This window comes from Paenibacillus sp. J22FR83, assembly GCF_059691955.1.
The window spans coordinates 1-15,500 of record NZ_JCAUAM010000026.1; the positions used below are offsets into that span (position 1 = coordinate 1).

The following is a 15,500-nucleotide window of genomic DNA, read 5'->3' on the forward strand; positions in this document are numbered from 1 at the left end:
CGCTCGGAAAATACAATGTGCCCAAAGGTTAGCCACAAACTGAAGTTCAAGTTGAATCACGTTGGTGAGCCGTATGCCTTAGTAGGGCACGTGCGGTTCGATAAGGGGGGAACCATGAGAGTGGTTCCCCTACTTTTTTATTTACATGGTTTAGGTTTAAGATTAAATCGTAAGACGATTATCCATATTTATCAGATTATTATGAATTCACGCAGAAATGACGAGGGAGTATAGTGTAATTACAAACATACGATTTTAATGCAAATGTCGTTGAAGGCTTCGATGAACCGCCAATTGGAGGGAGTTATGGAGAAGGAGTTCTTGCATCATTTTTATCCAAGAATCTTGGATGTGACCCATCGGAATGAAGCTTATTGGGAGCAATATCACTACCGTATTGAACGACCAGTGACGAACGTCTTCAATCTTGTTTTTATTTACAAAGGCGAAGGTATCCTGATCTTGAACGGGGAGCGGTTTGAGCTGAGGCCTGGCTGTGTTTTCCATGTTAACCCGCAGATGTCGATGGACATCAGCACTACTGCTAACTATACGCTGCAATATTATGGTGTTCAATTTCATCAACTTCACATCCAGTGGGAGGGGAGTGAGTGCGAGAGTTCGATAACGAATACCCCGCTGCCATTTAAGCGCGTGCTCACTTTGCCAACGCTGGAGTTTCTCAATCAAGCCGTTCAACTCTATGAGTGCTGGCATTCGAAATCCGCTGGCTACGAGTGGCAAGCGAAGTTGAAGTTATTCCAGCTATTGGACGCGCTGTGCAATGTCGTTATTGCCGAACAAACGGAGCAGGAAATTTCCTACAGGCAGATGGAAGACAGCGTTCGTTTTATCCGTCAGCATTATTCGGAGGATTTGAATCGGACGATCCTGGCCAAACAGACGTCTATGTCGGTCAGTCATTATTCGTTGCTTTTCAAAAATGCGGTTGGCATCAGCCCACTGCAGTTCGTCGAAAAAGTAAGGATTGATCAGGCGAAATCGATGCTGACGAGCACCTCCAAACCGATAAGTGAAGTGGCGAAGGCAGTTGGTTACAGCGATCCGCTCTATTTCACTAGAGTGTTCACGAAGGTAACGGGGATGGCACCAAGAGAGTACAGGGGCAGCTGATGATAATGAAAGGAAGATGCGTGATGAGCGAAGTACAACGATATGATGTCCTGATTGCTGGGGCGACGTTATCAGGTCTGGGGCTGGCGAGCGTGACAGAGGGGCGCACAGTTGTAATAGAGCGTACGAGTGGTGTAGGTGGGGAATTTGCCGCTTCTTACCGGCAGGGGACGGTTGAGGGTTCGGTGACTCTGTCCACACAAGCTGCGGCTCTTCGAAAAGAAGCAACAGAGCGGAACATAACTTCGCTGGAGGGAGGAGGCTTTCACTGGCCTGCGCTCGTGCCGATTCTGCACCAAGTCATACAGAAAAATCAGCTTGAGGTTCGCTTTCTGACGCGAATCCTGGAAGTAGCTGTAGATCCCTCGGGGGATTACCTTGTGACGTTGGTGGATGCTTCTGGGCTATCTACAGTCAAGGCTGGCCGAATCGTCGACACAACAAGCTTCTGTGATACTGCCCCTGAGGTGGCAGCTGCGTTCCAAGGGAAGCGGCGATTGAATGCCGTGATTCATCGTTCGGATGAGGTGGAACAGCAACCTCCTCAGTGCGAGGGATATCTAGTCTACGGCGGTCATTTCGCATCGGAGTGGGTTACAAGCGTCCAGTTGACGGCAGAGGATGATTGGTCATCAGCTCGCAATCGATTGCTCGAGCATTGGAGCCGTCGTCCCGAAGTTCTGCTGCCATGGCAACTGGCCACGATCGCTGATAGTTTCGATGTGGAGATGGAAGCAGGGACGGAGTACAAACTTGATAACCATTGGACGTGGTGGCCTTCGGCTGGATACCGTAATCCGATTGGGGCTTTTGAAGCCGGTGTACAGAGCGTAGCGGAGGTGAAAGTCGTATGATACTGTCGGAAAGATGGAACGGTGAAGTCGTACAGGTGAGCTGCGAATTGTTGGCTGATGAGGATTATGATGTGATTGTTGTTGGCTTGGGAACGTCGGGGGCTCTTGCAGCACTTCGAGCAGGTCAACTGGGACTGAAAGTACTCGGCATTGAGCGTATGCATGGAATGGGAGGGACAGGGACTCTCGGTGGTGTTACGGGATATTACTTCGGGAGCAGAGGAGGCATCTACGAGGAGATTGACAAGGCAACGTTGGAGTTGGAACAGGAATTATTCGTAAAAGCAAGCGGGATAAACGCAAATGCGAAAAGTATCGTCTTAGAACGTGCGCTCGCTGCAGCTGGCGTTGATTTCCAGTATGATTCGGTTGTGATCGGTGTGTATGTAGAGGACAATCGGGTGCATGGGCTTCGCTGGAGCGGGCCGAATGGCATTAAGCGAACATCCTGCCGCGTGATTATTGATGCTTCTGGTGAAGCGGAAGTATGTGTTATGGCAGGCTGCACGGTTCGTCAGGGCAGGGGGACAGATGGTCAGGTTCAACCTTTTTCTAATGTGGTGCAGTGGCTTCATAACAATCGTGTCGTACATCATTATACGGATTCGGGATATGTGAATACAGGAGATCCTGAGGCACTGTCAAAGGCAATTGTGAATTCTGGGCTTCTTGAGACGCATCTGAAGAAAGACTATCGGGATGAGAAGCGGATGCTGAAGGTTGTTCCTCAGCTAGGAATTCGGGAGGGGCGTCTGATCGTCGGGGAGGATACAGTAACCTTCGGAGATTTTTGTGAAGACCGATATACGAGCGAGCCTTTGTTCTATGCCTATTCCAACATGGACAATCACAGCAAGGATGTTGCCTTTGAGAGCGAAGCGCAGCAGGATTGGTCGGTAGCAGCGAGTCTCTGGGGCTTGAACTTCACAATCCCGATACCGAAAGGGGCGCTTATTCCGCTAGGCATGGAAGGACTCCTTGTAGCGGGACGAAGCATGTCGCTTGATCATGATTTGGCGAGCTGCATTCGCATGAAACGGGATATGCAGAAGACTGGGGAAGCAGCCGCGGTCATGGCGTATCTCAGCATCTCGCAAGGCCATGCTATGAAAGATATTCCATACTCGGAGCTGCGTCCGTTGCTAGAGGAGACGGGCTGCCTAGAACGAGGGGCGGAGGTAGAGTTCAAGGATAGCTCGCTTCCCGCAACAGATGCGCTGTTTTCACGTAAGTGGCTGACTAACGTAGATGAGATACGCGTCGGCTTATCCAGTACGAAGGCAGGCATTGCTATGTGGTCAGCTAAACGCTTAGGCACTGCCATTGTGCCGCAATTATGTGAATGGTTGGGGAGTGTCGACGATGAACATCTTCGGAAGAATAGCGCATTAACGCTTGGGTTAATCGGTGATGAGACTTGCATCCCCGTGCTTCGGAATATGGTGCAAGAGCGGGATATGTTCGTTCCTTTCACTAGTCGTAAATACAACCAAGTTCGCGGGTATGCTGCCATTTATGTACTGGGTAAGCTTCAGGATCAAGGTATCATGCAAGAACTGCTCGACATTATGAAAGACCCCAGCTCCTTGCCGGAGCTTGAGACGGAGGAGCGGAATTGGGAATTTATATCCAATCCGCAGGAATTATACTTCCAATATTTCTCCTACTCGGTGATGGCTCTTTTCCGTATTGCCGAGAGGCACACCGAATTGCGCGACACTATCATCTCGGAGGTTTTGCAGCGACTCGAAGACCCTGATCTGGAGCTGAAAGTGACATTCAAGGGTTCGGGGATGATCAAATACTCAATGATTCCGAGGCTTCACGAGCTGACAGAGAAGCAGAAGGCCGCTTGGCAAGCAGGGATAGCTTACAGTACAAGTCCTAATTAACGCCTGTATTCTCTTTATAGGATAGAACCGTTCACATCCGTTCATAAGGAAAGAATCTCTATAACCATTCTTTCACTTGAGACCCCATCCGAAATATGAGTTAATAGGTATGTAGCCGGCCAGCTAATTCCTATGGAAAGGAGTGATCAAGGTGATTACAACGCAAACAGAGGTGATCTCTGCGTAAGCAGAGATCACGTTCCAAAGCGGGGGCCCTAGGCCCTCGCATAACTTTAACATACGAGTAGACATCGAGAAGTTTTTTACATATAATGATAAATGTGAACACGAAGTGAACACAACAATAAACTACGGTGAAGGGAGTGCTTTTTAATGAACACAATGACAATGACAGTAGCGATGAATGTTGCGGCCGCCGCAGAGGTACTCGTCTCCTAACTGAATATCATTCGTGGAATAACCGTTCACCTGAATTGTATAATTGCATATACAACCGACAGGCACGATTATGATCGTGTTTTTTTTATTCCATTTTTGAGAATGGTAGGAGGTTAAGGGGCGATGAAGATACTCTCTGCAAATCAGTCAAAGTTAAGCTTTGCGACAATTTGAGGAGGTTTTCATCCATGAGTTATAAGAACGGGAAAGATGTTCTTCCCCCTAACCTATTAAAACAATTACAAGAATATATCCAAGGTGAGATCGTGTATATCCCCAAGAAAGAGCAGAAACGTGCTGGCTGGGGAGAAAATAACGGCACTCGCATAATTATTGAGCGGAGAAATCGTGAGATTTTCCGTTTGTATCAAACGGGCTCGACAGTGTTGGAACTGATCAAAGTGTTTCACTTGTCCGAAGACAGTATCCGCAAAATTATCGTCAAAACACGTGAATTAACAGCCAGTCAGGCATAGAAGCAGCATCCATTGTGATGCTGCTTCTTTTTTGTAGGAAATGCTAGTTACCACACCGAAATCATCTTTATAGCCGATGTAAATGTTTGGGAGGAGTAGAGAGATGATATCTGTATTTGTGTATGGCACGTTACTGGTGGGGGAAAGCAATCATCATGTTGTCTCGCCGTATTTACGGAAAGTGCAACCTGGTGGGATCCATGGACGTCTATATGATGTAGGACCTTACCCTGCGTTAGTGCGATCAGACGATGAACATGAGGTCGAGGGGGAGTGGATTGAAGTTACTGAAGAGGGACTGGCTGCTATGGACATTTTGGAAACGTATTACGGTCCACTCCATGCAGACAATGAGTACGAGCGAATCTGGGTCAAGGATGCCACTTTGGAGAGGGAAGGCTGGGTATATTGTTACCCGCATCCACGTGGACTTCCGGCTATTGAAGGCTCCTCTTGGAAATCTCATCTGAGTAATAAACGGATGTGACTTTATTCGATTATTTCCGACATTTTCCTATCGTGGCCTCAGATATGGTGCTATAATTAGTTCTAATTAATGGACTCGAGGAGAGAGAACATGTCATCTTACAGAATTTTGCTAGCCGATGATGAATTGGCACTTCGATTTCTGCTAACGGAGACGTTATCGGATGAGGGGTACGTCATCACGGAGGTTGAGGACGGTCAACAAGCGATCGAACAGCTGGGCAAAGAAGCCTACGATTTAATCATTCTGGATTACATGATGCCGGAACGCACGGGTGTAGAGGTGTGCTCCTGGTTGAGACAAAGCGATAATGTGAATAAGGACTTGCCAGTGATTCTACTGACAGCCAAAGCGCTGGAGAAAGATAAAGAGAAAGCGAAGGCAGCGGGAGTCACTACGTACATTGTTAAGCCTTTCAGTCCACTTCAATTATTAGATACCATCGGGCAGCTTTTACAGCGATAGTTTGGATCGGGATGGGTTAGGATTAGTTTGATTAAGTTTATAAAGGGTGATGGTCATCTATGAGCCATAGAAATATAGAGAGAACCAAGGATTCAGCTTCTGAATCTGAGCGTGATATACGAATTCTCAAACAAGGAAGAAAGCTGTTTATTCGTGAGTATGACAAGCAATTGCAACAGCTGCAGTCCTTATTGACAGCGATTCAGGAGAAGCCAATTCTTGAGGATTTGCAACAATGTTATCGGATTGCACACACACTCAAAGGAAGTGCGCCAGTCTTTGGTTATACGAGAATTGGTAAACTAGCAGAAGATATGGTGCGCAAATGGGAATGGACCTTAGCCATGGAGAATCAGGATCCTGAGTTGCTGCTTACGACAAGCCCTGTATCTGAGAGCGTGGAACGAACAGTTGAATTATTGTTTGAATTACAAATGGAATTAGATATCGGCTTAACGGAAATTCAGATGGATGAGGAGAAGGATCCTGCCTCTGGTTCTCTGCTTCGAACGCTCAAAAGTCGTATTTTACTCGTTGATGATGACGATGCACTTCGTTCTTATTTGACTAGACGCCTGCAACTCGATGATTGTATCGTTGATGAAGCTGCTGATGTGGAGACAGCCCAGAAATTACTGCGTGAGCATACGTATGATCTTGTTACGCTAGATCTGATGATGCATCCGCAGTCAGGCTACGAGCTGTTTGACTTTCTCAAAGACGATCCTACGTTGAAATGGCTGCCGCTGATCGTGTTATCTGGCCGCGATGATATTAGCGATAAAGTCCGTTGTTTTCATTTAGGGGCGGATGATTATGTAACGAAGCCGTTTCAATATGAGGAATTAGCGGCCCGTATTTATGGTTTGCTGAAGCGGACCCGGAATTTTGAACAACTGGCATTTCGCGACCCGCTGACAGGTGTGTTTAATCGCCGTTATTTTGATCTGCAAATCGGGTTAGAGTTACAGCGAATTGAGCGTTATCCAGCGCCAATTTCACTCGTGTTTATCGATATTGACAGTTTCAAGAGCGTCAATGACACGTACGGGCATCACGTAGGGGATTTGGTGCTACAAGGCTTAGCTCATCTGATGCAGGTCAATCTGCGTTCGACCGATTTATTGGCTCGCTTTGGCGGCGAAGAGTTCGTTATTGCACTCCCCAATACAACGGTGGATCAAGCTAAGGCGATTATGCAAGATATTTTGGACAAAGTTCGTGTGAAACCCGTAGCACAGAATGAGGGCCAAACGTTCTCCATTACGTTCTCAGCAGGCGTAGCCGAATGGCAGGTAGGGATGACGGTTGCGGAGTGGGTAGCGAAAGCGGACGATGCGATGTATCAAGCCAAACAGCAAGGCAAGAATCGCGTTGTTCTGGCCGATTTAGAAGATGAGGGTGCACAATTTACGAAATTGGTTGCTCATGCGAATGCTCAATTGCAGAAGAAAAAGCTCTTGATCGTTGACGATGATCCGATTCTTAGAGCGATCCTGATTTCGCAACTGGAACACTTGCCGATAGTGATTACACAGGTCTCTGACGGGGATGCCGCATGGCAGCTATTGTGTGATCAAGCTTATGATGCTTGTATTTTGGATGGCATCCTGCCTGGACTTGATGGTTTTACGATCTTAGGGAGGATCAAGACGGATACGCAGGCACGCTTCAAGGATCTCAAGGTACTGATGCTGTCGGGCAAGAAGAAGGAAGCGGATGTGGCGAGGGGTCTCCAAATGGGGGCCGATGACTATATGACGAAACCATTCTCGCTCGTAGAGCTAGAGAATCGCGTCAAACAACTGATGAATCTTATCTAGGAAGGAGGGGCTATGTCCTCTCCTTTTTTTGCATTATGAATGTGGTCTTTCTGGTCACACACCCTTAGAACTTTGCAATTTCGCCATATGATGGTTGTCGATGGGTCAATTTACCTTGAAGGAGGTTTGCGACTCCTGCACTTTCTGATACAGTAGAATCATAGAGGAAGTTACAGATAAAGGAGCAAAAGGAATGTCGGAGAAAGACAATCTGGTACGTTTTGGAATTTCGATGCCGCAATCGCTAATCGAGCAATTCGACCGGTTGATTGCTTTACAAGGGTATGATAATCGCTCGGAGGCGATTCGTGATCTGGCGCGCAAAGCGCTTTTGACCTCAAGCTCCATGCAGCCAACAGAAATGGTCGCGGGCACAATTGTCATGGTATACGACCACGATAGCCGCGATTTACCGATCACGCTTATGGATCTTCAGCATGACTTCCATCATGCGATCATTTCAACGATGCATATCCATTTAAACCATCAGCAATGCTTGGAAATACTCGTCGTTCGCGGCGAAGTGCAGAAGCTCCGAGAGCTGCAGCAGCGTATACAAGTGTTAAAAGGGGTTGCCTACGCAGAACTGTCTGTTACACATGTGGACGAGCATAGTCAAAGTCATGGACACAGCCATCATCATGGGCATCATCACGTTCACGATAAGACGGAGACGGAGTAGAGGAATTCGTAGTGCGCTGTTTTTTTTGCTAAAATAAAGGGTATGGAGGTGCGTTATGTCAGAGAAAAAATGGTTTTCTTTGGAAGAGGCTAATCAGTTATTGCCATTTGTGGATGAGGAATTGAAGAAGATGCAAGCCTTGAAACGTGAATTTGAGGAAAAATATATGGAGTTACGACATAAGAAGAATGAATATGCTTCGATGCCTAGCGCGGAAAAGGATCCCTTTTTCGTCTTGGAAGCAGGGCTAGAATTTCTTCAAATTGAAGCGCGTGGACTCCTTCAAAGCTTTCAAAAGACGGGCATTGAACTGAAGGATATCGATATGGGACTTGTTGATTTCCCTGCAGTCATGAATGGAGAAGAAGTGTTGCTGTGTTGGAAGCAAGGAGAGGATGGGATTCGTTATTATCACGGAGAGCAAGATGGATTTGCTGGCCGTAGACCGATAACGGATTAGAGGGATACTCATGACGGGATTATTACAAAAACGAAGGAACATGTGGTTTCTGCGACTGCCGATAGGCCTGGTTGCCTTGTTAGCGATTATGCTGATGAGTGCTGTCCTTGCACCACAATCTGCCTCTGCACATGCTTCATTAGTTGAAGCGACTCCAGAAGCGGGAGCAAAGCTTGAAACCTCACCTATTGCTGTGTCCGTTACGTTCAATGAACAATTAGACAGCGGACTCTTCTATATTAAGGTTTATGATCACAGCGGAGCTGAAATAACGAAACGCAAAGCGATAATGAATAAGGATCAGATGGGTATTAAGCTGGATGTACCGAAGCTTGAAGAGGGCGTGTATTTGATTAGTTATCACGTTATCTCAGCGGATGGTCATCCTGTGGGTGGAAGCTATCCGATTACGGTCGGGAATCCGCCTCAGGAGGACCTGCTCGACGTACCGTCTGCTCATACAGGACACGACCACAGCGCTGGGCCGCTAACGACGAAGGGGTTGCTGCAATACGCCTCTCGGGGCTTATGGTTTCTAATGCTGTTGGCTTTGACGGGGTGGGCATTCTGGCTACGCTTGGTCAAAACCCAAGGTGAAGAAGCGCAGAAATCGCTCGCTGGATGGACGCTCAATCTACAACGTGGGCATATTGTTGCCCTATTGCTGCTCATTTTTACACATATTGAGGATCTGTTGGGCGGCGGTGGTGTGGATGAAATTTGGCAACTGCTAAGCGCGACCAATATCGGAATCTCTTGGGTATTGCTTCTTGTATTATCCTTCTTAGGTTTTGTCCTGCTAGGTAGGCTGGCATGGTTGGATGTATGTTGGGCTTTGGCTCTTCTGGCAGTCAAAAGCTTCAGTGGCCACGCAGCGTCCTTCTCGCCACTGTGGGCGACAATCGGCCTCGATTTCATTCACCTAGTTGCCGCAGCTTGTTGGGTTGGTGGATTAATTCTGCTGTATGTGAAATGGCGCCATAACAAGACGGGGCTTGGCAGTTATATGCAGAAGTTTTCCAAATTTGCACTGATTTCGATCCTTGTTTTAACCGTTTCAGGGATCCTCTCTGTTCTGCTTTTCTTACCGAATTTGCGGTATTTAACGTACACAACTTGGGGCATACTCTTGCTAGTCAAAGTAGGCGTGGTGGTGCTTGTCTCCGTGCTGGGGTTCGTGATTCGAATCTTCCTTCGCAAAAAACAAGTCAATCAATCGATCGTTTGGGTCAAGCTAGACCTATCGCTGATGGTGATCATTGTGGTGCTTGTCGGATTGCTTACGTATATGGCACCTATTCCTTCTAATGCGCCGCTTCAGTGGCATCAGATGGGAGAGAAAGTCCATGTTTCCGTCGATATTGCGCCCAAAATTCCAGGCAATAACAGCTTCGTCGCCAAAGTATGGCTGCCTGAAAAGTCAGGCCAACCTAAGCAGGTTCTCTTGATATTGCATAATAAAGATGATGAACAGATTGCACCGATTTCGATCCCTTTAACAATCTATACAGATAATAAGGAAGAAGAGTCCTTCGGTTTTGCTAAATATAGTTACAAATCGGAAGGGCCATACCTGCCGTTTAGAGGCAATTGGGAGCTAGAAATGCGCGTCATGGATACGGAAGACAATGAAACCGTGTATACCAAAGACTTCATTGTGTATTGATCCTGACAAGGGAAGATTGCATGGTTAACTGTGAGGAGGATAAACATGGCTTGGGTTCAAATTCTAGACAAAGACCATCTTTCGGTTAAATTCGATAACAAAGATGATTCCGCTCTCCTTGAAGTCAATGACGGCGGGATTTCACCGAACTATGTGACGGTTCGATTGAATGAGCAAGAAGTGGATGAATTGATCGAAGCCCTCCAACGCATCAAACAATCGATGCAATAAACGTATACGCATGAGAAAGAACCTTCCCCGAGACTTAACGAAAAGTCAGAGGGGAAGGTTCTTTTTGTTTGCGCGCAGGAGTTGTGCTAGAACATGCTCCAGTCGAATTCCTGTGACAGAATGCCGAGAAGATGTACACCAGCCGTGCTGTTGCCTTTACGGTTCAACGCGGGGCCAACGATGCCGATGCCGTACTGTCCCGGCACCATCGTCAGGATGCCGCCGGACACGCCGCTCTTCGCTGGTAACCCGACATTCATGGCAAATTCGCCAGAGGCGTTGTACATCCCGCAGGTAAACATGAAGGTCTTGGCAATTTGTACGAAGCGCCGCGGAATAAGACGTTGCTTGCGGATCGGATCTACGCCATTATGAGCGAGTACAAGAGCCATTCTGGCTAGATCCGTGCAATTCACCTCGATGGAGCAGTGGCTGAAGTAGACACGAAGGACATCTTCAACTTCCTTGTCCAAGACACCGTTATCCTTGAGGAAATAGGCTAAAGAACGATTGCGATGAGCGGTATCGGATTCGGATTTGAATACATTCTGATTCACGGAAAGCGAAGGATTATTGGTAATATCCCTGAAGAAAAGCAGGATCCGGTCAACCTGTTCATCTGGACTTTGACCAGCGATTAGAGAAGAAATCGCAATCGCTCCAGCATTGATTAGTGGATTGAAAGGAATGCCTGGCTCGATCAGCTCGAGCTTCAGCATCGAGTTAAAGTCATCCCCCGTCGGCTCCATGCCAACTTTGGAGAAGACAACGTCTTCACCATTATCCATAAGAGCAAGAATGAGTGAAAAAACTTTCGAAATACTTTGCAAAGTAAAGCGAAAATTAGAATCGCCGGATAGGATGGTTTGCCCTTTGCTATCCATTAGGCATATACCGAGAATATCCTCTGAAGCGTTAGCTAGCTCTGGGATATAGGAAGCGACATGACCTTCTAACGTATGTGTTTTACTGACAGCAACCCATTCGTCGATGTGCGTGTGTAGTGTCTTCCAAGTTTCATCGTGGGGTTGGTGAGGCATGGCCAAGTCAGTCCTTCCTAGTTCTCTAAGCTTTCCAAGCTTGCGGATGATTGTCGCTGATCAGCTCAGTTGCCGCTGCATTCGCAATCACTTGCTCTGGGTTTTTGCAACCTGGAATAACGGAAGTAACCGCATCATGCTTCAAGCACCAAGCTAATGCCCATTTCGCCATGTCCATGCCTTCTGGCACTTCATTTTGACGAATGCGCTCAACTTCTTCCAGCTTCTGTTTGACACTTTCCGCATCGTGACGATGGCGGACGTCTGTGTTACTGAATACAGCGCCTGGCTTATATTTACCGCTCAAATAACCACTAGCTAGCGGTACACGTGCAAGAACACCAAGATCCTGCTCGATACAGGACTGGAACACTTGTTCTTCTGGGGCGCGTTCCAGTCGATTATAGACAACCTGAATCGCTTTGGAATTCACTTTTGTGGAAACGGCAGTTTGATGGATATTGGCATTGCTGCCGATCGACGTGCCAAGGTGACGGATTTTGCCAGCTTGCACTTGTTTGTCAAGGGTTGTCCATAGGTCATCGTTATCGAATAGAGCATCAGGACCGGAATGGAATTGATATAAGTCGATATAGTCCGTATGTAAAGCTTGTAGAGATGTGTCCAACTGCTTAATGACGGCTTCGGCGCTAAACTCATCGGTTCGTGTGAATAAGTCATGGAAATGATGGCCGAACTTCGTTGCAACAACCCATTTATCGCGATCGCGGCGGGATAAATAGTTACCGATAAAGGATTCGGAAAGGTGATCGCCATAGCATTCTGCCGTATCGATTAAGTTGATACCAAGCTCAGCAGCTTGATCGAGAATCGCATCCGCTTCTGCTTGCGTGTAGGTTAATCCCCACTCCCCGCCAAATTGCCAAGTGCCTACACCAACGATGGAAACTTTCAGGTCTGTTTTGCCAAGTCTACGATATTTCATCTTGTGCACTCTCCTTTTTAGGGTATCCAAATTGATTATACACCAACATTTTATTTTACCATACGCGATCGCATTAGTTTTATTTTCGTAAACATCCTCGATTAAATGACTTTGATAAAAGTTTATCTCAACTTAATGTAAGAATTTCATAAATGGGTTACGGTGTAAAGAGGAATAATTTAAGCGGAGAGGATGTTGGTTCTTGTGATTAAGAAATATGTGCTAAGCCTATTGAAAGAATGGGTGCCTACTATAGCGTTTGCTATTATCATTGCGCTTGTTGTTAATACGTATGTTGCCCAAGCGATGACTGTTCCAACGGGATCCATGCTGCCTACGATTCAATTACAAGACGAGCTGATTGTTGAAAAAATGAAACCATTAACCGACTTCGAGTTCGGGGATATCGTGGTGTTTTGGCCGCCAATTGAGGGAAATGAAGATCGCTATGTGAAGCGCCTGATTGGCCTGCCTGGCGATACGATTGAGGTCAAAGAGGGTGCCTTGTACAGGAACGGAGCGAAGGTAGACGAGCCTTATCTTCAAGCACCAATGACCTATATCTTTCATCAGGTCACCGTGCCGGAAGGGAAGTATTTCTTCCTTGGCGATAATCGCAATGACAGCTACGATTCTCACTTGTGGCCAGCGACCCCTTTTGTAGCAGAGAAGGATATTATCGGCAAAGTTGTGTTTCGCATTTTTCCTTTTAGTCAGATAGGTACCGTGGATTAATAAGTTAAAAAGGTGAAAAGCTCCCAACCTCATTTGAGGAAGGGAGCTTTTTCTTTAATGAGCAAGGTTAGGGGAAACTTGGTTCTCGTCTTCGCCGTCGCCTTCGTTTTTCTTCTTACGCTCGGAGAGCTTGATGTTCCCGACGAATAGCGAAAGCACTGCACCTAGTAGTACAAAGACTAAGCCGTACGTAAATACTTGATGCAAAGACGAAACCAGCGCATTTTTAAGCAAAGGAACCATATGCTCTACGAATTCTTTCGGCATTTTAGCTAAGGATTCTGGCACGAGCAGGGATGAATACAGAGCTTGCGGGTTCGAATGAATCATATCTGTCATCGAATTCGCCAGTTCACTCGCTTCCGCGGGCAACTGTTTAATAACAGGCTCTAAGTCTCTCTCTAGCAAAACCGTTGATTTATGGTTCATAATCGCTCCGAGAATAGTCATCCCGAATGTACCGCCGATTTGACGGAAGAATTGGCTTGAAGAAGTAACAACGCCGAGTTCCGATTTCGGGAAGCTTTCTTGCAAGGCTAGTGTCAGAATGGGCATAACAAGACCCATGCCTAAGCCGAGCAGAATCATATAGCTGGAAGCAATCAATTTCGTTGTTGAAATGCCCATTGTACCGAGGAACAAGAAGCCAACAGCCATGACGATCATCCCGATCAGCATTTGCTTGCGAACGCCGACTTTAGCAATGAACTGACCTGAAACGACACTGGCAATAATCATCGTAATCATCAGCGGTGTCATGACGGTTCCGGATGCAGATGCGCTAATCCCTACGATGCCTTGCATGAATAAAGGCACGAACATAATGGCGCCGAACATACCCACAGCCATCAAGAAGCCTACTCCATTAATGGTGGAGAAGGTTCTATTTTTGAATAAACGAACGGGAAGAATTGGTTCTTCAGCTCTACTTTCAATAAATATGAAAGCAGTTAAGGAGGCTACCGCAAGGACGAATAGCCCAATAATTTGCCAAGAGCCCCAAGCGTATTCACTACCGCCAAACGTAAGGGCAAGAAGCAAGCTCACAACACCGACGATCATTGTAATAATACCTGGAATATCGAATTTAACTTTGCCAACTGATTTATGTTTGGGTAACGCAATTGCGATTAGAATAACAGCCAAAATACCAACTGGCAAGTTAATGTAGAACACCCAACGCCAGTCCCAAGCATCTACGATCCAGCCCCCAACTTGCGGTCCGATAACGGAGGATAAACCGAAGATTGCCCCGAAAACGCCTTGCCATTTGGCACGCTGCTTACCTGTAAATAAATCCCCGATGATGATCATAGCCATTGGCATCATGATACCACCGCCGAGACCTTGTAGACCGCGGAATAGGATAAGTTCTGTCATGTTCTGAGACATCCCGCAAAGCGCGGAAGCGACGATAAAGATGATAAGTCCTGTGACATAAATGACACGGCGGCCGATAAGATCGGCTAATTTACCCGCGATAGGCACGACAACGGTTGATGTCAGCATGTAAGCTGTCGTTAACCATGTCATAAGTCCGAGTCCGCCGAATTCACCGACGATACGCGGCATAGCTGTTCCCACGATCGTACCGTCCAACGCTCCGAAAAGCATGGCGATAATCAAGCCGGTGAGCAAGAGGCCGCGATTTTTGAGTTCCGGTGCAGAGGCTTCGGAGATGTCCTTAGGCGCTGCTTTTTGAATATTTTCCATCTGTGTCACTCCTTTGATGTAATAAAATTAATAAAATGAAGTAAATTTTTCGAATGCATTTACGAAAATGCGAAGCTCATCTGGTGGGAGCTGTGATAATCCGCGCGAAATCACTTTCTTTTGAATTTCCGTGGCCTCTGCAAGAATGGCATCTCCTTTGGCTGTATTCTCAACGAGTACGATGCGTCGATCAGTCTCATGGTGCTTGCGAACAACATGGCCGCTTTGAACGAGACGATCAATCATGACGGTTATTGCACTCGGCTTCACGCCTAATTTCTCGGCAAGTTGTGATTGTTTCGGTGATTTTTCTTTTGAAATCATCGCTAACATGAATAAATGCCGTGGCGTTAGCTCGGAATCGATCTCGGAAATGACAGAATGGGCTAATTTGCGATGCGCCATCTCAAATGCTGTGCGGAAGCGATTGGTATAATCAGTCAATTCATCTTCCAAGTCATAACCTCCCTTCGAATTGTTAGAATACTCTAATAATT

At 46.7% G+C, this 15,500-nt stretch carries 17 protein-coding genes; 13 read left to right on the top strand and 4 right to left on the bottom strand.

Annotated elements, in window-relative coordinates; all coding sequences use genetic code 11:
* The 12 genes from AC58PV_RS31605 to AC58PV_RS31660 form a co-directional block, all read left to right on the top strand.
* The coding region (locus AC58PV_RS31605; RefSeq protein ID WP_497436918.1) for a hypothetical protein at window positions 1-234 on the top strand (234 nt) is incomplete at its 5' end.
* A 72-nt stretch (window positions 235-306) separates the two neighbouring features.
* A complete protein-coding gene (locus tag AC58PV_RS31610) occupies window positions 307-1,134 on the top strand; it encodes a helix-turn-helix domain-containing protein (RefSeq protein WP_497436919.1) in 828 nt (275 codons plus the stop codon).
* Window positions 1,135-1,157: 23 nt separating this feature from the next.
* Window positions 1,158-1,988: an FAD-dependent oxidoreductase gene (locus tag AC58PV_RS31615; RefSeq protein WP_497436921.1), complete on the top strand. Its 831-nt coding sequence runs from the start codon at window positions 1,158-1,160 to the stop codon at window positions 1,986-1,988.
* Window positions 1,985-3,880 carry an FAD-dependent oxidoreductase gene (locus tag AC58PV_RS31620; protein ID WP_497436922.1) on the top strand — a complete coding sequence of 632 codons (1,896 nt, stop codon included), beginning with the start codon at window positions 1,985-1,987 and terminating at the stop codon, window positions 3,878-3,880. The genes AC58PV_RS31615 and AC58PV_RS31620 overlap by 4 nt, the downstream gene beginning before the upstream one ends.
* A gap of 587 nt (window positions 3,881-4,467) precedes the next feature.
* On the top strand, window positions 4,468-4,755 hold the full coding sequence (locus AC58PV_RS31625; RefSeq protein ID WP_065858955.1) for a CD3324 family protein: 288 nt from the start codon (window positions 4,468-4,470) through the stop codon (window positions 4,753-4,755).
* Window positions 4,756-4,858: 103 nt separating this feature from the next.
* On the top strand, window positions 4,859-5,242 hold the full coding sequence (locus AC58PV_RS31630; RefSeq protein WP_497436923.1) for a gamma-glutamylcyclotransferase family protein: 384 nt from the start codon (window positions 4,859-4,861) through the stop codon (window positions 5,240-5,242).
* A gap of 90 nt (window positions 5,243-5,332) precedes the next feature.
* Window positions 5,333-5,707, top strand: a complete 375-nt coding sequence (locus AC58PV_RS31635) for a response regulator (protein WP_310502012.1) — start codon at window positions 5,333-5,335, stop codon at window positions 5,705-5,707.
* A gap of 59 nt (window positions 5,708-5,766) precedes the next feature.
* Entirely contained in the window at window positions 5,767-7,530 is a 1,764-nt protein-coding gene (locus AC58PV_RS31640; protein ID WP_497436925.1) for a GGDEF domain-containing response regulator, read from the top strand.
* A 193-nt stretch (window positions 7,531-7,723) separates the two neighbouring features.
* A complete protein-coding gene (gene nikR, locus AC58PV_RS31645; RefSeq protein ID WP_497436926.1) occupies window positions 7,724-8,212 on the top strand; it encodes a nickel-responsive transcriptional regulator NikR in 489 nt (162 codons plus the stop codon).
* 55 nt (window positions 8,213-8,267) lie between these two features.
* On the top strand, window positions 8,268-8,672 hold the full coding sequence (locus AC58PV_RS31650) for a DUF2203 domain-containing protein (protein ID WP_497436927.1): 405 nt from the start codon (window positions 8,268-8,270) through the stop codon (window positions 8,670-8,672).
* Window positions 8,673-8,682: 10 nt separating this feature from the next.
* Window positions 8,683-10,338 (top strand): copper resistance CopC/CopD family protein, encoded by a 1,656-nt coding sequence (locus AC58PV_RS31655; RefSeq protein WP_497436929.1) that lies wholly within the window; start codon window positions 8,683-8,685, stop codon window positions 10,336-10,338.
* Window positions 10,339-10,383: 45 nt separating this feature from the next.
* Entirely contained in the window at window positions 10,384-10,569 is a 186-nt protein-coding gene (locus AC58PV_RS31660) for a hypothetical protein (RefSeq protein ID WP_497436931.1), read from the top strand.
* Between the two features lie 86 nt (window positions 10,570-10,655).
* On the opposite strand, the gene glsA is transcribed toward AC58PV_RS31660, so the two are convergent.
* On the bottom strand, window positions 10,656-11,609 hold the full coding sequence (glsA, locus tag AC58PV_RS31665; protein WP_497437028.1) for a glutaminase A: 954 nt from the start codon (window positions 11,607-11,609) through the stop codon (window positions 10,656-10,658).
* A gap of 25 nt (window positions 11,610-11,634) precedes the next feature.
* On the bottom strand, window positions 11,635-12,555 hold the full coding sequence (locus tag AC58PV_RS31670; RefSeq protein WP_497436933.1) for an aldo/keto reductase: 921 nt from the start codon (window positions 12,553-12,555) through the stop codon (window positions 11,635-11,637).
* A 204-nt stretch (window positions 12,556-12,759) separates the two neighbouring features.
* On the opposite strand from AC58PV_RS31670, the gene lepB reads away from it, so the two are divergent.
* Window positions 12,760-13,290 (top strand): signal peptidase I, encoded by a 531-nt coding sequence (gene lepB / locus AC58PV_RS31675; RefSeq protein ID WP_497436934.1) that lies wholly within the window; start codon window positions 12,760-12,762, stop codon window positions 13,288-13,290.
* Window positions 13,291-13,344: 54 nt separating this feature from the next.
* Here lepB and AC58PV_RS31680 read toward each other — a convergent pair whose 3' ends face one another.
* Entirely contained in the window at window positions 13,345-15,003 is a 1,659-nt protein-coding gene (locus AC58PV_RS31680) for an MDR family MFS transporter (protein WP_497436936.1), read from the bottom strand.
* Between the two features lie 27 nt (window positions 15,004-15,030).
* Complete coding sequence (locus AC58PV_RS31685; RefSeq protein ID WP_497436938.1) at window positions 15,031-15,459, bottom strand: MarR family winged helix-turn-helix transcriptional regulator; 429 nt, start codon at window positions 15,457-15,459, stop codon at window positions 15,031-15,033.
* Between the last annotated feature and the right edge of the window lie 41 nt (window positions 15,460-15,500).